Below are 23249 nucleotides of genomic sequence, written 5' to 3' on the forward strand. Positions count from 1 at the left end.
GTCAGCGGGGCGCGGTGACGGCGCCGGACAGCTCACGGAAGTCGGTGAGCATGGCGGCGGCGTCGGGTTCCAGCCCGGTGAACAGGCGGAAGGCGTCCACCGCCTGGAAGACGGCCATGCCGCCGCCGTCGAGGGTGGCGCAGCCGAGCGCGCGGGCGGTGCGCAGCAGCTCGGTCTCCAGCGGGCGGTAGACCACCTCGGCGACCCAGAGACCGGTGTGCAGCAGCGCGGCGGGCAGCGGCAGGCCGGGGTGGGCGGCCATGCCGGTGGGGGTGGCGTGCACGACGCCGTCGGCGTCCGCCAGCAGGCCGGGCAGCTGGTCGGGGGCGGCGGCGCCGGCCCGCTCCGGTCCGAAGTGCCGGTTCAGGGAGTCGGCGAGGGCGGCGGCCCGCTCGGGCAGCGGGTCCACCACGGTGACCCGGCCGGCGCCCAGGGTGAGCGTGGCGTGCGCGACGGCGGCGCCCGCCCCGCCCGCGCCGAGCTGCACGATCCGCTCCAGCGGTGCGTCGGGCAGGCCCCGGGCGAAGGAGGCGGCGAAGCCGGTGACGTCGGTGTTGTGGCCGACTGCCCGGCCGTCGGCCGCGAAGACCACGGTGTTGACCGCGCCGAGCGCCTCGGCCTGGGGGGAGAGCGCGTCGAGGTGCTCGATGACCAGCTGTTTGCAGGGGTGGGTGATGTTCAGTCCGTCGAAGCCGAGGTCGCGGGCGGCGCGCAGCAGGTCGCCCACCGCCTCCGGCGGGGTGCCGAGGACGTCGAGGTCGAGCAGCCGGTACAGGTAGCGCAGCCCCTGCCGGTCGGCCTCCCGCTCGTGCAGGGCGGGACTGAGCGACGGTCCGATGCCGGAACCGATCAGTCCGACGAGATACGAGTCCTTGGCCACCGGGACCTCCTGAGCGGCTGACGCCTGAGAGCTAATGTACGAACCAGTACGTTAGTCATAGCAGCAGAGCGCCGTTCGGGGGAAGCCCCGACCTTCTACAATCTCCGCACCGCACCCTCCCGGCCGAAGGAACCCGATGACGAGCGTCGACGAACCGGCACGATCCAACGGGCGCATCCGCGACGCCGCCCGCACCCGCGCCGAGATCCTCGACGTCGCCACCCGCGAGTTCGCCCGCGCCGGGTACGACGGGGCCCGGGTCGACGAGATCGCCGCCCGCACCCGCACCACCAAGCGGATGATCTACTACTACTTCGGCGGCAAGGAACAGCTGTTCACAGCCGTTCTGGAGCGGGCGTACGGCGTGATCCGGGAGGCCGAGCAGCAGCTCGACGTGGAGCATCTGGACCCGGTCGCCGCGATCCGCCGGCTGGCCGAGGTCACCTTCGACCACCACGAGCGGCACCCGGACTTCATCCGCCTGGTCAGCATCGAGAACATCCACGGCGCCGAGCACATCGCGGCCTCCGAGCGGCTGGGCAAGATCGGTTCGCCGGCGCTGGACGTGATCCGCCGCATCCTCGCGACGGGCCAGGAGTCGGGGCTGTTCACGGCGGACGTGGACGCGGTCGACCTGCACGCGATGATCAGCTCGTTCTGCTTCTTCCGGGTCGCCAACCGGGCCACCTTCGGCGCGCTGTTCGGCCGCGACCTGGTCGCGCCCGAACAGCGCGCGCGCTACCGGGCCATGCTCGGCGACATGGTGATCGCGTACCTGACGGCGGAGCGGGCGGCGGACTGATCCCGCTCCTCGGAACCTCTTGACACTCAGGACACGTGGGCGCAACATCCCAACCCAACCCCTACTAACTACCCAGTGGGTTAATTAGGCGACGAAGCCGAAGGAGCCGCCGTGTCCGTCCCCGCCCCCGTCCCCGAGGCCCCGCCGGGTCAGCCGAAGAAGGCCGCGACCGCCGCCTGGATCGGCAGTGCCCTGGAGTACTACGACTTCTTCATCTACGGCAGCGCCGCCGCGCTGATCTTCCCGGAGATCTTCTTCGACGAGTCGGATCCGGCGACGGCCACCCTGCTGTCGCTGGCCACCTTCGGTGTCGCGTACGCGGCCCGGCCGGTCGGCGCGTTCTTCCTCGGGCACGTCGGTGACCGTATGGGCCGCAAGAAGATCATGGTGTTCACGCTGCTGCTGATGGGGCTGTCGACCTTCCTCATCGGCTGTCTGCCCACCCGTGACCAGGTCGGCACGCTGGCGCCGGTGCTGCTGGTGCTGTGCCGGGTCCTCCAGGGCATCTCGGCCGCCGGTGAGCAGGCCAGTGCCAATTCGATGACGCTGGAACACGCGCCCGCCGGGCGGCGCGGTTTCTTCACCAGTTTCACGCTGAGCGGCACGCAGGGCGGTCAGCTCCTGGCCACCCTGGTCTTCATCCCGATCGCCGCGCTGCCCGAGGAGCAGTTGCTGTCCTGGGGCTGGCGGGTGCCGTTCTGGCTGAGCGTCGCGGTCGCGGTGGTCGGCTACTTCATCCGGCGCAACCTGGACGAGACCCCGGCCTTCGAGCGGCAGGCCGCCACCGAGGGCGTGGTCAAGCTGCCGCTGGTGGTGCTGATGCGCGAGCACTGGGCGGATGTGCTGCGGGTGGTCGGCGGCGCGCTGATCGCCTCGGTCAGCACCATCTTCACGGTGTGGGCGCTGGCGTACGCCACCAGTGACTCGGTCGGCATGTCCCGGACCGCCATGCTGTGGGTGGGCGCGCTGGCCAACGTGGTGGCGCTGGCCGCGATCCCGCTGTGGGCGACGCTGTCCGACCGGATCGGCCGGCGGCCGGTGTACCTGATCGGCGCGGCGGGCAGCGCGGTCATGATGTGCCTGTACCTGTGGGCGATCTCGACCGGTTCCTACCCGCTCACGTTCCTGACCGGCATCATCTGCTTCGGCGTCGTCTACAGCGCCGCGAACGGCGTGTGGCCGGCCTTCTACGGCGAGATGTTCACGACCCGGGTCCGGCTGTCCGGGGTGGCGATCGGTACCCAGATCGGATTCGCGGTGGCCGGGTTCGCGGTGACCTTCGCCGCCCGGATCGCCGGTCCGGACGGGGACGACTGGGCGGCGGTCGCCCTGTTCACGGCGGCGCTGTGCGTGCCGCCGGTGATCGCGGCGGTCACCGCCCGGGAAACCCACCGGATCCCGACGGAACGGCTCGGCGAGCGGACCCCCGAAAAGCCGGCCCGGTCGGAAACGGTGAGCGCCTGACCGGCCCGCCGTACCCTCGGCGGTGCGCCGCCCGCTCGCCCGGCACGGACCGGCGACCGGGCGGCGCACCGGCGTTACCGGGGCGGTCGGCCCGCCGCCCGGTCCCGGACGCGGCGCCCACGCTCGGGCGGCGCACCGGTCGCTCCCGAGAGCCGTCCTCGCGACCGGGCGGCCCGCCGGCCATCCCTGGAGCGGCGCCCACGACCGGCCGGCCCTCCGACCCGGGCCCGGCACCCGTGACCGGGCGGCGCGCCGGTCATTCCCGGGGCGGCATGCCGTAGACCCGGTCCACTCGCAGCCGTACCACCAGCCGCCGGTCGCGGATCATCGCGGCGCGGTAGTCGTCCCAGTCGGGGTGTTCGCCCAGCACGTCGCGGTAGAGGCGGACGAGTTCCTCGACCGTGTCGTCGTGCGGGTCGGCGGCGACCGGGGAGAGTTCGGCGGTGCCCTCGGCGACCGCGTAGGCCCAGCGGTCGCCGGTGGTCACGTGGTAGGAGGCGCGCGGGTCGCGGCGCAGGTTGCGCACCTTGGCCCGGTCGTCGGTGACCGACACGCGGATCGTGCGGCCGGCGGGGTCGTAGGCGTGGTTGACGTTCGACAGCTGCGGCCGTCCGTCCCGTTTGAGGGTGACCAGTACTCCGCTGTGTCCCTCGGCGAACAGCTTCAGCAGCGCCTCGCGCGTGGCGTCCTCGTCATCGGTCATGACCGGGTGAACGGCCTGGCGCGTCGGTGTGTTCCGCATCGCCCCGGCCGGGTAGACCGGACGGACGCACCTCGGCTCGCGGCGAGTCAGGGAGGAGAACGAGGCGATGACACGGCTGCGGCAGGAGATCGACCCGGGGGACGCCGGGCTGGACGGGAAGGCGCTGGACCGGCTGGACGGGCACCTCGCGCAGGAGGTGGACGCGGGCCGGCTGCCCGGCTTCCTGGTGGCCGTCGCCCGCGGCGGCCGCGTCGCCCACCTCACCGCGCACGGCCGGCGGGACGTCGCGGCGGGGCTGCCGGTGGCGGCCGACACCCTCTTCCGGTTCTACTCGATGACCAAACCGGTCACCTCGGTGGCCGCGCTGATGCTGGTGGAGGACGGCCGGCTGGCCCTGGACGACCCGGTGGCCCGCTACCTCCCGGCCTTCGCCGAGCCGCGCGTCTACACCGGCGGCGAGGCACCCGGCGTCACCACCCGCCCGGCCGCCGGACCGATCCGCGTCCGGCACCTGATGACCCACACCGCGGGCCTGACCTTCGCCTTCTACCACGCCCACCCGGTGGACGCCCTGTACCGGGCGGCGGGCCTGGAGTCGTCGGTGCGGCCCGGCGCCGACCTGGCCGAGACGGTCGACCTGTACGCGAGTCTGCCGTTGCAGTTCGAACCGGGCACCCAGTGGAACTACTCGGTCGCCAGCAATGTGCTGGGCCGGCTGATCGAGGTGGTGGACGGCCGGCCGCTCGACACGTACTGCGCCGAACGGATCTTCGGCCCGCTCGGCATGACCGACGCCGGCTTCGAGGTCAGCGACGAACAGGCGTCCCGGCTGGCCGAGTTGTACGGCGAGACGGACGCCGGCGGCATCGAACCGGTCCCCGGGCTGCCGCTGCGCGGCCGGCCGCGGTTCCTGTCCGGCAGCGGCGGCATGGTGGCCTCCGCGTACGACCAGCACCGTTTCATGGAACTGCTGCGGCGGCGCGGCGAACTCGACGGCGTCCGGCTGCTCCGGCCCGAAACCGTGGACCTGATGACCCGCGACCACCTGCCGGCCGGCACCGACCTGCGTTCCTTCGGCAGCCCGGCGCACGACCTCCCCGGCAACGCCGGCGTCGGCTTCGGCCTCGGGGTCTCGGTGGTGACCGACCCGGCCCGCGCCGAGGAGCCCTCGGGGCTCGGCACGTACGGCTGGACCGGGGCGGCGACGACGACGTTCTGGGTCGACCCGGGCGCCGGGCTGACGGTGCAGTTCCTGACCCAGGTGCGGCCGAAGACCTCGCAGACGGTCTTCCGGGACCTGAAACGGCTGGTGTACGAGGCGCTCACGGACTGACCGGCACCGGGACCGCCGCGTCCAGGTGGGGCAGGTGGTGGTCCAGCCGCTCCCGCTTGGTCCGCAGATAGCCGATGTTGCTCTCGCACGGGGGTATCAGCAGCGGCACCTGCTCGGCGACCCGGATGCCGTGCCGGACCAGCGCCTCCCGTTTGCGCGGGTTGTTGGACATCAGGCGGACCGAGCGGACGCCCAGGTCGGCGAGGATGCGGGCGGCGGCCCCGTAGTCCCGGGCGTCCACCGGTAGGCCGAGCGCGAGGTTGGCCTCCACCGTGTCCAGGCCCTCCGCCTGGAGCGCCATCGCGCGCAGCTTGGCGAGCAGGCCGATGCCCCGGCCCTCGTGTCCGCGCAGGTAGACGACGACCCCGGCGCCCTCGGCGGCCACCGCGCGCAGTGCGGCGGCGAGCTGGTCACCGCACTCGCAGTGCCGGGAGCCGAAGGCGTCGCCGGTCAGGCACTCCGAGTGCAGCCGGGTCAGCACGCCCTCGGCACCGGGATCGCCGTGGACCAGGGCCACCTGCTCGTCGCCGCGCTCGTGGTCGAGGTAGCCGACGGCCCGGAAGTCGCCGTACACCGTGGGCAGCGGGACGGACGTCACGCGTTCCACGTCCGTGCGCCGTGCGGTTTCCTCACCTGGTACGCCATGCGGTTCTGTCATCATTCCCGGGTTCCTCAACAGTTTCACGAGCTGAGACGAAGGGCCTTGCGGTGATGGGTGGTTCAGGGATGCCGGCGGACACCACGCAGGACGTACGGGCCCGGGGGGCCGGCCGCGCGCGGCAGGTGGCGGTGCTGCCGGTGGGCAGCTACGAGCAGCACGGGCGGTACCTGCCGCTGGCCACGGACACGCTGGTGGCCTGTGCCGTCGCCGGGGAACTGGCCGCCGCGTACCCGGTGCACCCGCTGCCCCCGGTGACGATCTCCTGCTCGCACGAGCACGCGGCGTGGCCCGGGACCGTCAGCATCTCCGCGCCGACCCTGCACGCGGTGGTGCGGGACATAGCGGCGTCGCTGCGCCGGTCGGGCGTGGACGCCCTGGTGGTGGTCAACGGGCACGGCGGGAACTACGTGCTGGGCAACGTCGTCCAGGAGGCCGCGGCGCGCGGTGAGCGGATGGCGCTGTTCCCGGCCCCGGAGGACTGGGAGGCGGCGCGGGTGCGGGCGGGCGTGACCACCTCGCTGCTCACCGACATGCACGCCGGGGAGATCGAGACGTCCGTGCTGCTGCACGCCCATCCGGAACAGGTCCGGCCCGGCTACGAGACCGCCGACTTCGTCGCGGACGACCGGCGTCATCTGCTCTCCCTCGGTATGGCCGCCTACACGGACTCCGGTGTCATCGGCCGCCCTTCGCTGGGTTCGGCGGAGAAGGGCAAGGCGCTGCTGGCGGGCCTCACGGAGTCCTTCGGGGCGTACTTCGCGCTGCTGACGGGGGCGGGGGGCGCCCCTGCCGGGGGGACGGGGGACGGCAGCCGGGCGGGCGGGGGTCCCGGGCCGGTCGGGGCGGAGGGCGACGCCTGACGCGGGCCGGGCGGGCGGGAAACCGCCGGCCGCCTCCGGACCGGCCGGGGCACCGCTGCCGGCTCGGCGCCGGGCGGCCGCGGGAGCAGCGGCCCCCGGGCCGGTACGGGACGACCTACGGCGTCGGGACGGGGCCCGGAGGGGCGGTGTCGGGCGGGGGTGAGCCGGGCGCCGGTTCGGGTGCGGGACCGGGAGGCGAGCCGCCCACGGGCGCCCAGGAGGGCCGCGTCGCGCAGCCTCGCCACCAGGCCCAGCACCTCGTACGCCCCGTACGCCCCGGTGTGCCCGGCAGACACCCGTCGGGGCCGGAGTTCCGGTCCCGGCCCTGGTCGTGGCCGGGAGGCCGGCTGCCCGTGGACCGCGAGCACCACCGCGCCCCGCGAACCCGCCATCGCACCCGACACCCCGCTCACCACGGCACGCCCCAGGGACACCGCCGCGGACCCGACACCCGACCGCACCCGCGCAGCCGCACCCGACACCCCGCCCACCACAGCACGCCCGGCGGACACCGCCCCGGACACCGCCCCGGACGCCGCACCCGGCCGCACCCGCGCGGCCGGCCGCGCCCGGACTGCCAGGACGGCCGCGCCCGGCAGGCTGGCCGCCAGGCTCAGTGCCCCGTAGACCACGGCGACGCCGAGGCCCTGGTCCGCGCCCAGGCCGGCCGCGCCGAACGACCAGGCGGTGACGCCCTCCCGGGGGCCCCAGCCACCGACGTTGAGCGGCAGGCTCATCGCCAGCAGCGCCAGGACGGCCAGCGGCATCAGCACGGCGACGGACGCGCCGCTGCCGGCGACCCGGGCCGCGAGCACGAACAGCGCCAGGTGGCCGGCCAGCACGACCGCCGACGACACCGCGACACCGGGCCAGTCACGCGGGACGACGGGGCGGCGGCGGGCCGGCGTCCGGCTCATCCGCAGCGCGGCGAGGACCGCGAGGGTGCCCAGCGCGGCCAGAGCGAGGAGCGGTGCCAGGTGCCGGGCCTCGGCCCGTACCGGCGAGTCCAGCGTCACCAGCACCACCGCGCCGGCGACGGCCAGCGCGGCCTGTCCGGCGGCGCGTTCGAGGACCACCGCCCGCACGCCCCGGCCCAGGTCACCGGCGCCGCGCCCGTGCCGTACCGCCCGGTGCACGTCGCCGGCCACACCGCCGGGCAGCGCGGCGTTCAGGAAGAGGGCCCGGTAGTAGGCGGCGACGGCGGGGCCGAGCGGCAGGGCGATCCGCAGCGCGCGGGCCACCAGCGTCCAGCGCCACGCGCTGCACACGGTGGTGACCAGCCCGAGGGCGAGCGCCGCGAGCAGCGCCGGTATGTCGATCCGGCGCAGCCCGGCCAGGAACGGGCCGCCGCCGGTCCGCCACAGCAGCACCGCGAGGACGGCGGCGCCGGCCAGGGAGCCGACGTGCCGGCGCACCGCGCTCACGTGTCACCGCCCGTCGGCCGGCCCAGCGCCAGCAGGTCGTCGTGGTGCACGACCACCGCCAACTCCCCGGCCCGGCAGGCCGCGAGGCGCTCGGTCAGGTACGGCCCGGCGGGCTCGCGCAGCGCGGGCCGCTGGGCCACGGCCGCACCGACCCAGCCGCGCAGCCACCGGTCGGTGAGCGCGGCCTCGGCGCGGCCCAGCCGCCAGGGACTCGGCCGTACCCGGACCGTCGCGCCGTGCGCGGTGAAGGCGTCCGCCGCCACCGGCACGGCGTCCGGGCCGAGCAGTCCGGTACGCCGCTGGTGGTCGTCGAAGGCCGCGCCGAGCTCGGCGTCCAGCGGGTGGCCGGGGGTCAGTTCGACGCGTCCGGCGACGGAGAGCGTCAGCAGCGCCGCGCAGCCGGCTCCGGCGCAGGCCGCGGCGAGCGCGGTGACCTCGTCCGCGGTGAGCACGTCGAGCAGCGCGGAGGCGGTGACCAGGGACGCGCCGCGCAGGGCGTCCGGGGTGAGGCGGCCGACGTCGGCGCGGCGCGTGCGGACCGTCACCGGGCTGCCGTCGGCGGCGGTGCGCGGGGCGTCGGCGGCGGCGAAGTGCAGCAGGTAGGGGTCGCGGTCGTGCAGGGTCCAGTGCTGGGGTCCGGGGAGCAGCGGGGCGAGCCAGCGGCCCATCGAGCCGGTGCCGCAGCCCACGTCGTGGACGGCGAGCGGACCGGCCGGGCGCGGCACGCGCAGACGTTCGAGCAGTGGTTCGAGCAGTGCGCGGGAGCGGGCGGCGGCGTCGGCGCCCTCGCGCAGCCGCAGCCACTCGGGGGCGTAGCGGACCTCCGCCGGGTCCGGCGCCGTCCCGCCCGCTGCCCCGAAGCCCGCCGGCTCGTCGACCGGCGTCGGGGTGCCGGTCCGGGCGGGCCGCCTCACGCCGTCCTCCCCGGTCCGGCCGGCAGCCGGCCCAGTACCGTCGCCAGCGCCTGGGCGGTCGACGCCCAGCCGGTCAGGGAGGTGCGGCGGGCCCGGGCGGCGGACCTGAGGCGGCGGCGTACGTCGGGCTCGCCGAACCAGCCGCGCAGCGCGGCGGTCAGGGCCGCCGGGTCCCCGGGCGGCACGAGGATGCCGGGCACCGAGCCGTCGGGCGCGCGGCCGACCGCTTCCGGCAGTCCGCCGACGTCCGTGGCCAGCACCGGCACACCGCGCGCGAGCGCCTCCGTCACCGCCATGCCGTAGGTCTCCGCGTGCGAGGTGAGCACCATGAGGTCGGCGGCGGCGTAGGCGGCGTCCAGGCCGGCGCCGCTCTTCGGTCCGGCCAGCTCCAGCCGGTCGCCGAGCCGGTGCGCGCCGATCCGCGCCCGCAGCCGGCCGACGTAGGCGGGGTCCTGGCCGAGCGCGCCGACGCATACGCAGGTCCAGGGCAGGTCGGCCACCTCGGCGAGGGCCGCCACCAGCCGGTGCTGGCCCTTGCGCGGGGTGACGGCGGCGACGCACAGCAGCCGGGAGACGCCGTCGGTGCCCGGCGCGAGGGGCGCGATGTCGGCGCCGGGGGCGGCGAGGTGGACCCGGTCGGGGGCGAGGCCGTGGTGGGCGACCAGGCGGCGGACCGCCCAGTCGCTGGTGGCGACGGTGGCCGACACCGCCCGCAGGACGGCGCCCTCCCGGGCGTCCAGGTCCGCGGCGACGGCCGGGTCCCGGCCGGTCTCGTCGCCGAGCGGGAGGTGCACGAGGACGGTCATCCGCAGCCGGCCGGCCTCGGGGACGACGATCTCCGGGACGCCGCAGGCGACCAGCCCGTCCAGCAGCACCACGGCGCCGTCCGGCAGCCGGCGAAGCGCGCGGGCGAGTTCGGCGCGGGCGTCCGGGCCGGGCCGGGGCCAGTCGCCGGCCACCGCGACCGGCCGCACCCGCCAGCCGAAGCCGGGCAGGTCCAGGCCGACCCGCCGGTCGTAGACGTTGCCGCCGCTGGGCGCGGCCGGGTCGGCGACGCCGCCGGGCAGCACGAAGTGCACCGAGCGCAGCGACATGGGGACGGTCTCCCCGCTCCTCGGGCCGGACGCCTGCGCGGGCACGTGCCCGAGCCGGGTGTTCCCGGCGGCGGTCGCGCCGGTCACAGCGCGCGCTCGTAACTCGCCCACGCCACATGCGACTCGCGCAGTGTGACGGTGAGGCCGGCCAGGCCCCGCGCGCCGGCGCCGAGCGCGCCCCGACGGACGCGGTCGGCGAGCCGGTCGGCGACGACCTTGGCCAGGAACTCCGTCGAGGTGTTGACCCCGGCGAAGTCGGGTTCGTTGTCGAGGTTGCGGTAGTTCAGTTCGGCGACCACCGCGCCCAGCTCCCGGGTGGCCAGGCCGATGTCGACGACGATGTTGTCCTCGTCCAGCTGCTCGCGCCGGAAGGTGGCGTCCACCAGGAACGTCGCTCCGTGCAGACGCTGCGCGGGGCCGAAGACCGCACCGCGGAAGCTGTGGGCGACCATGATGTGATCGCGGACGGTGATGCTGAACAACGGGCGACCCTCCAGGTGTGGTGCGGGTGTGGCGCGTCCGGTAGTACGGCCCGCCCGCCGCTCCCGTTCAGCGGTCGTACCGCACCCGGTGGCACAGCGCGGGCAGTTCTCCGTCGGCGAGACGCGGCAGCACGTCCGGCAGTTCCGTGAAGGCGCACTCACCGGTGACGAGGGCGTCGAGGGCCGGGTCGGCGAGCAGGTCCAGGGCGAGCGCGAGCCGGTCGGCGTAGGTGCGGCTGCCGGACCGGGCCGGGGAGACGGTGCCGACCTGGCTGCCGCGCACGGTCAGCCGGCGGGAGTGGAACGCCTCGCCGAGCGGCAGGGCGACGCTCCGGTCGCCGTACCAGCTCAGTTCGACGACCGTGCCCTCGGGGCGCAGGAGTTCCAGTGCGCGGGCCAGGCCCGCCGCCGTGGCGCTGGCGTGCACCACGAGGTCGCGGTCGCCGCGGGCCTGGCCGGGGAGGGCGAAACCGGCGCCGAGCGCGGCGGCGACCGCCGCCCGGCCGGGGTCGGCGTCGACCAACTGGACGTCCACGCCCGGGAACCGGGCCAGCAGCGCGGCCACCGAGCAGCCGACCATGCCGCCGCCGACCACGGTGATCCGGTCGCCGATCAGCGGGGCCGCGTCCCACAGCGCGTTGACGGCGGTCTCCACGGTGCCGGCGAGCACGGCCCGCCCGGCCGGCACCGACGAGGGCACCTCGGTCACGGCGGCGGCCGGGACCACGTAGCGGGTCTGGTGCGGGTAGAGGCAGAACACAGTACGGCCGACGAGCGCGGCGGGGCCCTCCTCCACCGTCCCGACGCTGAGGTAGCCGTACTTCACCGGGCCCGGGAAGTCCCCCTCCTGGAACGGCGCCCGCATCGCCGTGTGCTGGCTCGGCGGCACCTCGCCGCGGAACACGAGGGTCTCGGTGCCCCGGCTGACCCCGCTGAAGAGCGTGCGCACCAGCACGTCCTCGGGGCCGGGCACGGGCAGTTCCACCGGGCGGACGGCGCCGCGGCCCGGTGCGTCGAGCCAGAAGGCGGCGGCGGTGCGGGTCATCGGAGTCCTCCTGAACGGTCGGCGAACGGCCCACGTACCGAGAAGGCACAGGCCGCTGACTGGGTGGCGGCGCTGATCGACTCTGTCACACGGCCGGAGGATGTTCGGTGGCCCTGAACGACACGTACGACGCCCGTCCCGTATCCGGAGCCCGTTCCGTATCCGGCCCTCGCCGCCTGTACGGCGCGCGTCCCGCGGGCGACGCCCGGCCCGCGTACGACGCCCGGCCGGTGCGGCAGGAGACCGCTGTCGGGGCGGGCGCGCAGGTGCTGCTGCTGGCGCTGCTGGGCGCGGCGCACGGCATGGGCGCGGTGGGCTGGCTGACCGGGCTGGTCTTCGCGTTCGCCAGCTGGGCGGTGCTCTCCCGGGCGCTGCACCGCACCCGCCCACCGGTGTTCGGCCCGGCCAACCGGGTCACCCTCGGCCGGACCGTCCTGGTCGGCGCCGTCACCGCGCTGGTCGCGGACTCCTTCCGGGCCGCGCCGTCCGGCTCGCTGCTGGTCGGCCTCACCGCCGTGGCCCTGCTGCTGGACGGCGTGGACGGCCACGTCGCCCGCCGCACCGGCACCTCGACCCCGCTGGGCGCCCGCTTCGACATGGAGGTGGACGCGTTCCTGATCCTCGTCCTCAGCGTGTACGTGTCCGTCCGGCTGGGCCCGTGGGTGCTGCTGATCGGCGCGATGCGCTACGTCTTCGTCGCCGCCGCCCGCCACTGGCCGTGGCTGTCCGCGCCGCTGCCGCCGAGCCGGGCCCGCAAGACGGTGGCCGCGCTGCAGGGCGTCCTGCTGCTGGCGGCGGGCGCGGAGCTGCTGCCGCGCGCGGCGGAGCTGGGGCTGGGGCTGCTGGCGCTCACCCTGCTGACGTGGTCGTTCGGCCGGGACGTGCGCGGGCTGTGGCTCGGCTCCCGGCGCCGGGCGGCCGCCGAGCGGTGCACCGTGCCGTGCCCTTCCGGTCATTCCGCTTCGGCCGCCGTGCAGGTAACGCTGAGGTGACCATTGAACGATAGCTAGGGAAACACGAAGCATGCACGACCATCAGCAGCAGCCCGGGGCGTCCGACCGGGACGCCCGGCAGGGGGCGCCGCTCCCCCGCCCGCAGGGCAGGACCGCCACGGCGGTGCTGCCGTTGCAGCGTAGCGCGGGCAACACGGCGGTGAACCTGGCGCTGCGGCAGGGCCGGACGGCCGACGCGGCCGCCCCGGTCCAGCGGATGATGAAGCTGGTCGGCGGACTGACCGGGAAGGGCCGGGCGCCCAGCGGCCCGAGGGAGATCGCGGGCTGGCGCGGCCGCCTCCAGGAGATCACCGCGTCGCATCCGCGGGGCGAGCCGTCGCAGGCGGCGGCGGACGTCTGGGGCAGCGCGCTGGACGCCCTGGAGCACGAGGTGTACCGCTGGTTCACCGCGTCCCGGGGCGCCAGTGACGAGGACAAGCGGCTGGTCGCCGCGGTCATGGACGACATCCAGGCCGAGCACCGCAGGTACACCCGGTTCGTCGTCCAAGGGGGCTTCACCCCGCACATGGAGGGCCCGGTGAGCGACACCTCCCGGCAGACCTGGGCCAAGCTCAGCGGGAACCAGGGCGTCACGGTGGCGGAGACCGGGGAGAACGACGTCCCGGCGGGCGACGACTTCAAGACGTCCGTGCACGCGATGAACGCCCGGCTGATGTCCCGTCCGCACGGCCGCACCCTGCTCGACGCCCTGGTCGCGGACTCGGGGGAAAAGCCGCAGGTGACGGTCAAGGCGATCGACAACGCCCGGCTGGAGAAGATGCGGACCGCCGAGTTCGGCATCCCCGACCTGCACGAGGACGCGCAGGTGGGGCCGGACGACGACCGCGCCTACGCCCAGGACGGCAAGGACGGGCCGATCGGCAAGGGGCAGCCGTCGACCAGCACGATGCACCTGGAACGGGACTACCTGGACAGCACCGGCGGCCGCGCCGACCCCGACGCCAAGCCGCCGCGCGGTTACCAGGACCCGCTGTCACCGGCCTTCATGATCTACGGCCACGAACTGATCCACGCGCTGCACAACAAGCACGGCGTCAACGTCGCGAACGTCGGCACGACGAGCCTGCCCGAGGAGCACGAGACCGTCGGCATCGACAGCGGCAATCCGCACACCACCGCGTTCATGATGAACAACCTGCTCCAGGATCACATCACCGAGGCGGATCTGCGCAAGGAGCACGGTCTTCCCGCGCGGACCCGCTACTGACGGCCCGTCGCCGGGGCAGCAGCCCCGCCGCCGCCAGCGGCACGGCCGCCAGCACCAGCCACGGCACCGCGGCCGGCAGGCCGCCCGCCAGCAGGGAGCCGGTGAGGGAGCTGCCGAGCAGCACGATCAGCCCGGACACCGAGGACAGGGCGCCGGTGTACAGGCCGAGCCGGCCGTCCTCGGCGAGGTCCGGGACCCAGGCCCGGGCGACCGGCGCGACCAGCATCTGGCCGAGGGTGAGCAGGACGACGAAGGCGGCGGCGGGCAGCAGGCCCGCGACGCCGGTCCAGCCGGCCGGGCGGGCGGCGGCCACCACCGCGAACCCGGCCGCGACCAGCGCCAGTCCGGCGGTCATGGACCGGCGCGGGGTCAGCCGCCGGCCCGCCCACCGGGTGACGGGCAGCTGGGCCGTCACCACCAGCAGCGAGGACAGGGCGAACAGCCAGGCCAGCGGCGCCTGCGATCCGGCCGCCCGCTGCACCTCGGCGGGCAGCGCCAGATAGAACTGGTTGTAGGCGAGGAGATAGGCGCCGTACGCGCAGCACAGCGCCAGGAACGGGCGGTTGCGCAGCAGCAGCCGCGCGCCGCCGCCGGCCCGCACCCGGGTCCGGCCGGGCACCCGCTGCGGCAGCAGCCGGGCGTGCCCGGCCAGCACGAGGACGAAGATCCCGGCACCGGCCAGGCACGCGGTGCGGAAGTCGACGCCGAGCAGCAGCGCGCCGAGCAGCGGCCCGGCGAACGCGCCGGCCTGTCCGGCGACCGTGAACAGCGCGAGCACCCGGGTACGGTCGCCGCCGCCCGCCCGCTCCCAGCGCACCGCCTGCCGGGCGACCTCGGACTCGACGGCGGGCGAGAACAGCGCGGCGGCGAACCCGATGAGCAGCACCGCGCCGATGACCGACCAGGTGGCGTCGGCGTACCCGAGCCAGCCGAACCCGGCGATCCGCAGCGCGCATCCGGCGAGCACCACCGGCCGGATGCCGTACCGGTCGGCCAGCGCCCCGCCGACCACGAACAGCCCCTGCTGGCTGAAGGTGCGCAGCCCCAGCACGAATCCGACCAGCCAGCCGGCCATGCCGATGCCCTGCCCGAGGTGTTCGGCGAGGAAGGGCAGCACGGCGTAGAAACCGATGTTGAAGGCGAGTTGGGTGAGGATCAGCAGGCGCAGGAGCGGGGAGAGCCGGGTGCGGCCGTGCGGCCCGGCCGCACCGGTGGACACACCGGTCACCGGACCCCCGCCAGTGCCCCGGTCCCGGTCCCGGTCTCGCGCTCGGTCCCGGCGGCGGCCGGCCCGGTCTCGGGCGTACGGCGGCGGGGGCGGGGGCGGCGCGGCAGGCGTACTCCCCCGGCGGCGGTCACCGCCAGCGCGCCGAGCAGGGCGAGGACGGTGGCGGGGGCGAGGACGGCCCAGGGGGCGCGTTCGGCGTAGGGCTGGTTCTCGGCGAGCAGCAGGCCCCACTCGGGGGACGGCGGCTGGGCGCCGAGGCCGAGGAAGCCGAGCGAGGCGAGGGCGAGGGCGACGCCGGGCAGCCGGATCAGGGCGTGCCGGAGCACCGGCGGCAGCACGGCGGGCAGCAGTTCGCGGCGCAGCAGGTACCAGCGGCTCGCGCCCATGCCGCGGGTGGCCAGCACGTGCAGGGTGGCGCGTTCCTGCTGGAGCAGGGCGGCGGTGTGCGCGGCCAGCGGAACCCAGGCGACGGCGGTCACGGCGAGCACGGGGGTGGCGGTGCCGCTGCCCGCGACGGCGGTGACGAGGAGGGCGAGGAGTACCGGCGGAACGGCGTTGACGGTGTCGACGAGCGGCCCGGAGATGCGGGGTACGAGGCCGAGGAGCACGCCGATGACGAGCGCGGCGGCGCTGATGGTGAGGGCGAGGGCGAGGGTGTCCAGGGCGCCGTGGCCGACCCGGGCGAGCAGGTCGCGGCCGAGCGAGTCGGTGCCGAAGGGATGGGCGAGGGAGGGCGGGCTGAGCCGGGCGCCGGTCTCGATGGCGAGCGGGTCGCGGGGCAGGCCGAGGGCGACGACGGCGAGCAGTGCGGCGGCCAGGCCGAGCGGCAGCAGCGGGCCCGGTGAGCAGCCGGGCGGCGAGCCGGGCGGCGCCGGTGGCCAGGGCGGCGAGCAGCACCAGGGCGAGGGTGCCGGCCTGGAGGACCGGCAGGTCCTGGGCGAGGGCGGCCTGCAGGGTGCTGCGGCCGAGGCCGGGGATGTCGAAGATCTGCTCGACGGCGACGGCGCCGCCGGTCAGGCCGACGACGAACAGGCCGAGGTTGGGCAGCAGCGCGGGCACACAGCGGCGGACCGCCTGCCGGGCGATGCGCCGGCCGGTCAGGCCGCGGGCGGCGGCGGCCAGCGCCCACGGCTCGGCGAAGGCGCCGGGCAGCAGGTCGTCGAGGAGCCGTCCGAGTACCGCCCCGGCGGGCAGCCCGAGGGCGAGCGCGGGCAGCAGCGTGTACCGCGGCCCGTACCAGCCGAGCGCGGGCAGCCAGCCGAGCTGCACGCCGACCACGGTGGCGAGGACGGCGGCGAGCAGGAATTCGGGGAGGGCGGCGAGCAGGGCGGAGACGGTGCCGCGGGGCCGCCGGCCGCCGAGCCGCCGCCGGGCGCCCAGGCGGAGCGTACGGGCGCACACCGCCCCGGCGGTGAGCACGGCGACGGCCAGCGCCACCGCCATCAGCAGCAGTGACGCGCCCAGTGCCTGGAGCACGCCGGGCAGCACGTCGGAGCCGGAGATCCAGGACTGCCCGGCGTCCCCGCGCAGCAGTCCGCCGAGCCACGAGCCGAGCAGGTGCAGCGGCCCGTCACCGAGGCCGAGCTGGGCGCGGATCGCGTCCAGCACCTCGGGGGCCGGGTCGCGTTCGGCCGACCGGGCCTTGAGGACGGTCAGCGCGGGATCGGTCCGGGTCAGCCAGGGCAGCAGCCCGATCCCGCACACCAGTGCGGCCGCGAGCAGCAGCCGCCACAGGGCCGCCGTCACCTGCTGTCGCACGGCTCAGCGCCGCGTTCCGGTGCCGACCAGGGTGCGCTCGTAGGGGTCGAGGACGACGCCCTGGACGCCGTCGGCGACTCCGGTGATGATCCGCTGGTGCACCAGCGGCAGCACGGCGTCGCTGCCGAGGACGCGGGCCTCGGCGGCCATGGCGGCGTCGCGCCGCTGGTCGGTGTCGGTGACCTGCGCGGCCTCGTCGACCGCCGCGTCCACGTCCTGGTCGCAGAGCTGGGCGATGTTGAAGTCGCCGTCGCAGGTGTAGTCGCTGGCCAGGATGGAGACCGGGTCGCCGGTGTCGAGGAGGGTGTTGCGGGCCAGCACGAAGGCGTCGAACTCGCCGTCCAGGGCGTCGCTCTCCAGCCGCGAGTACTCGCGCACGGTGAGCTTCACCTTGAACCCGGCCTGCTCCAGCTGCTCCTTCACCACCTGGGCCACCTCCGGCAGCTCGGGCCGGTTGTCGTAGGTGGCGAGGGTGATGGTCTGCCCACTGGGCTGCTCGGCGGCGGCCCGCCCCACCGGCTTCTCCCGCTTGCCCGCCGCCCAGGTCACGGCGGGCCCGTAGATGCCGGCGCCGGCGTCGCCGTACCCCTCGTACACGTCCTTGGCGAAGACGGAGGTGTCGATCGCGGCCCGGGCGGCGGCCCGCAGTCCGGCGTCCTTGAGCGGCCCGGAGGAGGCGTTGAGCAGGAGGCTGGTGGTGCGGGTGGTGGCGGTGTCCCGCCGGGTGCCCTGGTCCAGGGTCGCGGCCTGGGCGACCGGCACCGCCTCGGCGATGTCCAGCTCCCCTGTACGCAGGGCGTTGGCCCGGGCGGTGCCGTCCGCGATGAAGCGGGCGTCGATGCCGGACGCCTGGGCCCGGCCGCCCCAGTAGTCGTCGAACCGGTCGAGGGCGGCGGACGTGGTCCCGTTCACCTCGGTGATCTCGAAGGGTCCGGTGGCGGTGCCGACCGGATCGACCTTGTCGCTCTTCCGGTACGCCTTCGCGGCGAGGATGGCGAGGGAGGGGCTGGAGAGCCGGAGCGGGAGTACCGGGTCGGGGTCGTCGGTGGTGACGGTGACCGTCCGGTCGTTGCCGGCCTTGGCGGTGAGTCCGACGCCGGACAGCGCGGCGGGCGCGGGTTCCGCCTCGACGGCGTGCGCGAGGGAGTCGGCCACGGCGTCCGCGGTGACCTCCGTGCCGTCCTGGAAAGTGGCCTCCCGCAACGTGAACGTCCACGTCCTGCTGTTCGTCTGCTGCCAGGACGCGGCGAGCGCGGGCGCGGCGCTGCCGTTGGCGTCCAGCGAGGTCAGTCCCTCGGTGACGCCGAGGCGGCTGAGCAGGGTGGCGTCGGCGCCGTACGGCGAGAGGTTCTCGGCCGGCGGGAAGGCGAGCGCGACCCGCAGCCGGGAGCCGTCACCGTCGTCGGACCCGGAGTCCGAGCCGCCGCCGGAGGAGAAGCAGCCGGCTATCAGCGGCAGGGACAGGAAGGGAGTGAGCAGCCGAAGGCGGCGGTGGGAACGCATGGTCCTCGGTTCGATCGGATTCGGGCAGGTCGGAACGGTGGCCCAGGCAAGACTACGTGGAAACCGTTTCCATCAAAACGTCAGGGCATGCCGAACGTAAGGGCATCGGGACGTCAGAGCATCGGGACGTCAGAGCATCGGGACCTCGAAGTGCACGACGTTCTGTCCGCCCCCGGCGTCCTCCCGCTCGTCGTGCACGACCTTGGCGAGCGACCGCCAGAAGGGCTCGGCGCCGGTGACGGCCGGGTCGGTGTGCAGATACACGGCCCGGTAGCCCCCGTCGGCGGCGGCGAAGGCGAGCAGTTCGCCGACGATCCGCCGGGCCAGCCCGCGCCGCCGGTGCGCGGGTCGCACGTAGATCCGCCGCAACTGCGCGGTCACGCCGCAGGGGTAGCGCTCGGCGAGGTGCGCCGGGTTCGGCGGATGCAGCGGCCCCCGGCTGTCCAGCGCCCCGGTGGCGACGATCTCCCCCGCCTCGTCCACGACGACCAGCAGGGTGTGCCGCGCGGGGCCGAGATACGCGCCGTCCAGGTCGATGATGTCGCGGTGCCACCGGGGCACGTACCCGCTGCCGAAGTCGTGGTAGACGGTGTCGAGCATGACGGCTCGGGCGGCGTCGAGGTCGGCCGGGGTCGCGGGGCGGAGGCTGTAGTCACTGGGGCGCACCTGCACATCATATGCAGTAAGCGAAAGGCCCCGGTCAGACCCCCCGCCGTACGTACGCGCCCGCGCGCGCCGCGGCCACCGCGGCCTCGGCGGCCCGGTCGGCGGCGGCCTCGTCGAGCGGGCCGCCGCCGACCAGCAACCGGTAGTAGAGGGGCGCGGAGACAGCGCGCACCACCTCGAAGGCGTCGGTCCCGGCCGGCACCTCGCCGCGCTCGACGGCCTGGTCGACACATGGGGCCCACTCCCCGACCCGGATGTCGTAGAAGTGACGCAGCGCCTCGGCCGCCTTGCCGTCGCACGCGGCGGCGACGATCAGCGCCTTGAACAGCTCCCCCTGCCGGGGATCGGTCAAAGTGCACCGCACCAGGCGCGCGTTGGCCCGCAGATCGCCCAGCAGCGAGCCGGTCTCCACGCGCGGCACGGACCGCTCGGCCATGTCCACCACGAGGTCGGCCACCAGCCCGGGAACGCTCCCCCACCGGCGATAGACGGTCGTCTTCCCCACGTCGGCACGGCGGGCGAGGTCGGCGAGGTCGAGCCCCGCGAAGCCGTGCTCGGCCAGCACGTCCTGCGCGGCCCGCAGCACCGCCTCCCGCACCCGCGCCGTACGCCCGCCGGGCCGCACCCGCCCCGGCTCGACCTCACCAGCCATAACGGCACCCCAGTTCCATTAACGCCCTCCTCCTGCTACGGTCGACACCACCTAAACGGAACTATAGCCCCGTTAGGCCAGATGTTCTTCGGAAGGGAACCGTCATGGAATACCGCCGCCTCGGCGCATCCGGCCTCACCGTCCCCGCGCTGAGTTTCGGGACCGGCACCTTCGGCGGGAGCGGGCCGCTGTTCGGCGCGTGGGGCACCACCGACGCGCGACAGGCGCGCCGGCTGGTCGACATCTGCCTGGACGCCGGGATCACGATGTTCGACACCGCCGACGTCTACTCGGCCGGCGCCTCGGAAGAAGTCCTGGGCGCGGCACTCAAGGGCCGCCGCGACCAGGTGATCGTCTCCACCAAGGCGGGCCTGCCGATGGGCGACGGCCCCGGCGACGCGGGCACCTCACGCGCCCGCCTGATCACGGCCGTCGAGGCCGCCCTGCGCAGGCTCGGCACCGACCGCGTCGACCTGTTCCAGCTCCACGCCTACGACGCCGGCACCCCGGTCGAGGAGGTCCTGTCCGCCCTCGACACCCTGGTCCGGGCGGGCAAGATCCGCTACACCGGCGTCTCCAACTTCTCCGGCTGGCAGCTGATGAAGTCGCTGGCGACGGCGGAGAAGTACGGCTACCCGCGGTACGCGGCCCACCAGGTCTACTACTCCCTGCTCGGCCGGGACTACGAGTGGGAGCTGCTGCCGCTCGCCCGTGACCAGGGCGTCGGCGCGGTCGTCTGGAGCCCGCTCGGCTGGGGCCGCCTCACCGGCAAAATCCGCCGGGGCACTCCGCTGCCGGCCGGCAGCCGGCTGCACCGCACGGCCGACTACGGCCCGCCCGTTCCCGACGAACACCTCTACACCGTGATGGACGCGCTGGACGGGATCGCGGCGGAAACCGGCCGGACAGTCCCGCAGATCGCCCTCAACTGGCTCCTGCGCCGCCCGACCGTCTCCTCGGTCATCATCGGCGCCCGTGACGAACACCAACTGCGGCAGAACCTGGGCGCGATCGGCTGGTCCCTCACCACCGACCAGCTCACCCGCCTCGACACGGCGAGCCACCGCCCGGCGCCCTACCCGTACTTCCCCTACGAACGCCAGGAAGGCTTCGCCCGCCTGAACCCGCCGATGAACCCACCCCACGCACCGGAGCCCACGGCGGACACGGACCCGGCCACCACCTTGGAGACACGCACGTGAAACCAGGGTGGTACGGGTGGCGGTGCGGCAGGGCGCGCGGGCAGCAGCCGGCGAGACATGCCAAGATGCTGTCCAGCCAGCGCGCACCACGGACAACGTGCGGAAGCGGCGCGCGAGTTCAGGACGGAGCCACGCACCATGACCTCCCTCGGCAGTGACGGCCGCAGTGACACCCCCGCCCACCGGATCGACACGAGCAAGCCGCATCCGGCGCGGATGTACGACTACTTCCTCGGCGGCAAGGACAACTACGAGGTCGATCAGGAAGCCGCCGAGGAGTTCATGAAGGCCGCGCCGGAGGTGCGGGAGGGGGTGCTCGCCAACCGGCGGTTCATGCGGCGTGCCGTCGAGCACCTGGTCACCGAGGGGGGCATCCGGCAGATCCTGGACATCGGCACCGGCCTGCCCACCGAGCCCAACGTGCACCAGATCGCGCGGCGCCTCGCCCCCGGGACCCGGGTCGTCTACGTCGACAACGACCCCATCGTCAGCACCCACTCCATGGCGCTGCTGAACGAGCCCGACACCTCCGTCGTCCTCGCCGACCTGCGCGACCCCCGGGGCATCCTCGACCACCCGGACGTCCGCAGGCTCATCGACCTCGACGAGCCGGTCGCGCTGCTGCTGGTGGCCGTCGTGCACTTCGTCTCCGACCTGGAGGACCCGGACGGCATCCTCGCCACCCTCCGCGACGCGCTCCCGGACGGCTCCTACCTGGTGCTGTCGCACGCGACCGGTGACGTCCACGAGGACCGGCGGGAGGGCGCGGCGGCCGTCTACCGGAAGGCCACCGCGTCCATGAACCTGCGCCCGCACGCCCGGGTGACGGAGTTCTTCGGGGACTTCACCCTCATCGAACCCGGGCTGGTGCGGGTGACGGACTGGCGGCCCGAGGAGCCGGTGGCGGCCGACGCTCCGCTGATCGGTATCTACGGCGGAGTGGCTCGGAAGGACGGCTGAGCCGCGCCGTCCACGGTCACAGCCACGCCGTGGCCGGCCACACCGTCGCCGCCGCCGTCAGTACCAGGGTGAGGTTGAGGGCGATCCGCCGGTCGCCCATCCGCAGATGGACCCGGGTCGCGGCGATCTGGAGGAGGACGAAGCCGATCGCCGCGGCCAGGGCCAGCCACGGGGCGATGCCGGTGAGCGGCGGGAGGATCAGCCCCGCCGCGCCGAGCACCTCCACCACCCCGATGGCCCGCACCGCCGGCATCGGCACGCTGTCCACCCAGGCCATCATCGGCCGGAGCCGATCACGGCTGCGCACCACTTTGATCCCGCCGCCGTAGAGGTAGAAGGCGGCGAGCAGGCCGGCGACGATCCAGTACGCGGCGTTCATGAGGCCACCGTGCCGAAGCCGATGGAGAAACCCGGTGTGTCAGTCATGTGCCGATCCCACCGGCCGGCCACCGGGGCCGTCCAAGACCTGTTCCGTCCGTCCGATACCGGACGGGTATCGTCGCAGCATGGAGCAGATGGAGTACATGCGGCACATGGAGCTGCGCACCCTGCGCTACTTCGTGGCGGTCGCCGAGGAACTCCACTTCGGGCGGGCCGCCGCCCGGCTGCACATGAGCCAGCCGCCGCTGAGCCGGGCGGTCAAACGGCTGGAGAACGACATCGGTGCCGCGCTGTTCGACCGGTCACCGGCCGGCGTCACCCTCACCCCGGTGGGGACGGTGCTGCTCGACGAGGCGCGGGACCTGCTGGACCGGGCCGACCGGGCCGGTGTCCGGGTGGCCGTGGCGGCCGGCCGCGCCGTCCTCACCGTCGGCATCCTGGGCGACAGCGGTGACCCGGCCGCGGCGCGGCTGGCCCGTGCCTATCGCGAGCGGCATCCGCACGTCGAGGTCCGGATCCGCGACACCGACCTGACCGACCCGACCTGCGCACTGCACGCCGGGACGGTCGACGTCGCGCTGACCCGGGGGCCGTTCGACGCGACCGGCCTGACCACCCGGCAGCTGCGCGCCGATCCGGTCGGGGCGCTGCTGCGGGCCGACGACCCGCTGGCCGGACAGGACCGTCTCACCCTGGCCGAGCTGGCCGGCCGGCCCTGGTTCCGGTTCCCCGAGGGCACCGACGCCCGCTGGCAGACGTACTGGCAGGGCGGGCAGCCGCGCGAGGGTCCGGTGGTGCGCGCGGTCCAGGAGTGCCGGCAGGCCGTGCTGTGGAACGGCACGGTCGGGATGACCCTCCTGGACCACGACCCCGGGCAGGGACTCACCGTGGTGCCGGTGGCCGACATGCCGCCGAGCCCGGTGGTGGCGGCGTGGAAGGCGGGCGACGGCAATCCGCTGGTCCGGTCGTTCGTACGGGCGGCGGTCGCCGCCTACCGCGAGTGAACCTCGGCGCCCG

At 74.9% G+C, this 23249-nt stretch carries 21 protein-coding genes and 2 pseudogenes; 9 read left to right on the forward strand and 14 right to left on the reverse strand.

Annotated features, from left to right (window positions below; translation table 11 throughout):
• Position 1: 1 nt before the first annotated feature.
• On the reverse strand, positions 2–880 hold the full coding sequence (locus AB0G32_RS12400) for a shikimate dehydrogenase (protein WP_361161845.1): 879 nt from the start codon (positions 878–880) through the stop codon (positions 2–4).
• 136 nt (positions 881–1016) lie between these two features.
• Between AB0G32_RS12400 and AB0G32_RS12405 the strand changes: the two genes are divergently transcribed.
• Both AB0G32_RS12405 and AB0G32_RS12410 read left to right on the forward strand, forming a co-directional pair.
• Positions 1017–1682, forward strand: coding sequence for a TetR/AcrR family transcriptional regulator (locus AB0G32_RS12405; protein ID WP_361161847.1), 666 nt, complete (start codon positions 1017–1019; stop codon positions 1680–1682).
• 111 nt (positions 1683–1793) lie between these two features.
• Positions 1794–3146, forward strand: coding sequence for an MFS transporter (locus AB0G32_RS12410; protein ID WP_361161849.1), 1353 nt, complete (start codon positions 1794–1796; stop codon positions 3144–3146).
• Positions 3147–3402: 256 nt separating this feature from the next.
• Here AB0G32_RS12410 and AB0G32_RS12415 read toward each other — a convergent pair whose 3' ends face one another.
• A complete protein-coding gene (locus AB0G32_RS12415) occupies positions 3403–3849 on the reverse strand; it encodes a PPOX class F420-dependent oxidoreductase (RefSeq protein WP_361161851.1) in 447 nt (148 codons plus the stop codon).
• Positions 3850–3955: 106 nt separating this feature from the next.
• On the opposite strand from AB0G32_RS12415, the gene AB0G32_RS12420 reads away from it, so the two are divergent.
• Positions 3956–5182, forward strand: a complete 1227-nt coding sequence (locus AB0G32_RS12420) for a serine hydrolase domain-containing protein (protein ID WP_361161853.1) — start codon at positions 3956–3958, stop codon at positions 5180–5182.
• Here the strand turns inward: AB0G32_RS12420 and ribA are convergent.
• The gene (gene ribA / locus AB0G32_RS12425) at positions 5172–5840 is read right to left on the reverse strand and encodes a GTP cyclohydrolase II (RefSeq protein ID WP_361161855.1); all 669 of its coding nucleotides are present in this window, start codon (positions 5838–5840) and stop codon (positions 5172–5174) included. The genes AB0G32_RS12420 and ribA overlap by 11 nt on opposite strands.
• Before the next feature lie 68 nt (positions 5841–5908).
• On the opposite strand from ribA, the gene AB0G32_RS12430 reads away from it, so the two are divergent.
• Positions 5909–6703, forward strand: coding sequence for a creatininase family protein (locus tag AB0G32_RS12430; protein WP_361161857.1), 795 nt, complete (start codon positions 5909–5911; stop codon positions 6701–6703).
• 578 nt (positions 6704–7281) lie between these two features.
• Here AB0G32_RS12430 and AB0G32_RS12435 read toward each other — a convergent pair.
• From AB0G32_RS12435 to AB0G32_RS12455, 5 genes and pseudogenes are all read right to left on the reverse strand, one after another.
• Positions 7282–8127: pseudogene (locus AB0G32_RS12435) on the reverse strand (lysylphosphatidylglycerol synthase transmembrane domain-containing protein); the annotation flags it as partial.
• Complete coding sequence (locus AB0G32_RS12440; protein WP_361161859.1) at positions 8124–9041, reverse strand: SAM-dependent methyltransferase; 918 nt, start codon at positions 9039–9041, stop codon at positions 8124–8126. The gene AB0G32_RS12440 and the pseudogene AB0G32_RS12435, both read right to left, overlap by 4 nt.
• Positions 9038–10222: a glycosyltransferase family 4 protein gene (locus AB0G32_RS12445; protein WP_361161861.1), complete on the reverse strand. Its 1185-nt coding sequence runs from the start codon at positions 10220–10222 to the stop codon at positions 9038–9040. Before AB0G32_RS12445 ends, AB0G32_RS12440 begins: the two co-directional genes overlap by 4 nt.
• Positions 10219–10617 carry a 6-carboxytetrahydropterin synthase gene (locus tag AB0G32_RS12450; protein ID WP_361161863.1) on the reverse strand — a complete coding sequence of 133 codons (399 nt, stop codon included), beginning with the start codon at positions 10615–10617 and terminating at the stop codon, positions 10219–10221. Before AB0G32_RS12450 ends, AB0G32_RS12445 begins: the two co-directional genes overlap by 4 nt.
• 67 nt (positions 10618–10684) lie before the next feature.
• The gene (locus AB0G32_RS12455) at positions 10685–11662 is read right to left on the reverse strand and encodes a zinc-binding alcohol dehydrogenase (protein ID WP_361161865.1); all 978 of its coding nucleotides are present in this window, start codon (positions 11660–11662) and stop codon (positions 10685–10687) included.
• Positions 11663–11838: 176 nt separating this feature from the next.
• Here AB0G32_RS12455 and AB0G32_RS12460 point away from each other — a divergent pair, with 176 nt between their 5' ends.
• Complete coding sequence (locus AB0G32_RS12460) at positions 11839–12654, forward strand: CDP-alcohol phosphatidyltransferase family protein (RefSeq protein ID WP_361161998.1); 816 nt, start codon at positions 11839–11841, stop codon at positions 12652–12654.
• A gap of 31 nt (positions 12655–12685) precedes the next feature.
• Positions 12686–13882, forward strand: a complete 1197-nt coding sequence (locus tag AB0G32_RS12465) for a M91 family zinc metallopeptidase (protein ID WP_361161867.1) — start codon at positions 12686–12688, stop codon at positions 13880–13882.
• Here AB0G32_RS12465 and AB0G32_RS12470 read toward each other — a convergent pair.
• The 5 genes and pseudogenes from AB0G32_RS12470 to AB0G32_RS12490 all read right to left on the reverse strand — a co-directional run bounded on the left by AB0G32_RS12470 (position 13827) and on the right by AB0G32_RS12490 (position 19689).
• A complete protein-coding gene (locus AB0G32_RS12470) occupies positions 13827–15101 on the reverse strand; it encodes an MFS transporter (protein ID WP_361162000.1) in 1275 nt (424 codons plus the stop codon). The genes AB0G32_RS12465 and AB0G32_RS12470 overlap by 56 nt on opposite strands.
• 5 nt (positions 15102–15106) lie before the next feature.
• A pseudogene (locus AB0G32_RS12475) lies at positions 15107–16868 on the reverse strand (ABC transporter permease subunit).
• Positions 16869–16871: 3 nt separating this feature from the next.
• Positions 16872–18371: an ABC transporter substrate-binding protein gene (locus AB0G32_RS12480; protein ID WP_361161869.1), complete on the reverse strand. Its 1500-nt coding sequence runs from the start codon at positions 18369–18371 to the stop codon at positions 16872–16874.
• Positions 18372–18500: 129 nt separating this feature from the next.
• Positions 18501–19037, reverse strand: coding sequence for a GNAT family N-acetyltransferase (locus AB0G32_RS12485; RefSeq protein ID WP_361161871.1), 537 nt, complete (start codon positions 19035–19037; stop codon positions 18501–18503).
• Positions 19038–19071: 34 nt separating this feature from the next.
• Positions 19072–19689: a TetR/AcrR family transcriptional regulator gene (locus tag AB0G32_RS12490; protein WP_361161873.1), complete on the reverse strand. Its 618-nt coding sequence runs from the start codon at positions 19687–19689 to the stop codon at positions 19072–19074.
• A 104-nt stretch (positions 19690–19793) separates the two neighbouring features.
• Between AB0G32_RS12490 and AB0G32_RS12495 the strand changes: the two genes are divergently transcribed.
• On the forward strand, positions 19794–20891 hold the full coding sequence (locus tag AB0G32_RS12495; protein ID WP_361161875.1) for an aldo/keto reductase: 1098 nt from the start codon (positions 19794–19796) through the stop codon (positions 20889–20891).
• A 138-nt stretch (positions 20892–21029) separates the two neighbouring features.
• A complete protein-coding gene (locus AB0G32_RS12500) occupies positions 21030–21851 on the forward strand; it encodes an SAM-dependent methyltransferase (protein WP_361161877.1) in 822 nt (273 codons plus the stop codon).
• A gap of 16 nt (positions 21852–21867) precedes the next feature.
• Here AB0G32_RS12500 and AB0G32_RS12505 read toward each other — a convergent pair whose 3' ends face one another.
• Positions 21868–22230 carry a DoxX family protein gene (locus AB0G32_RS12505; RefSeq protein ID WP_361161880.1) on the reverse strand — a complete coding sequence of 121 codons (363 nt, stop codon included), beginning with the start codon at positions 22228–22230 and terminating at the stop codon, positions 21868–21870.
• 154 nt (positions 22231–22384) lie between these two features.
• Here AB0G32_RS12505 and AB0G32_RS12510 point away from each other — a divergent pair, with 154 nt between their 5' ends.
• Positions 22385–23236: a LysR substrate-binding domain-containing protein gene (locus tag AB0G32_RS12510; protein ID WP_361162002.1), complete on the forward strand. Its 852-nt coding sequence runs from the start codon at positions 22385–22387 to the stop codon at positions 23234–23236.
• Positions 23237–23249 lie beyond the last annotated feature (13 nt).

The organism is Streptomyces sp. NPDC023723 (genome assembly GCF_040639815.1).
Taxonomy (GTDB): domain Bacteria; phylum Actinomycetota; class Actinomycetes; order Streptomycetales; family Streptomycetaceae; genus Streptomyces.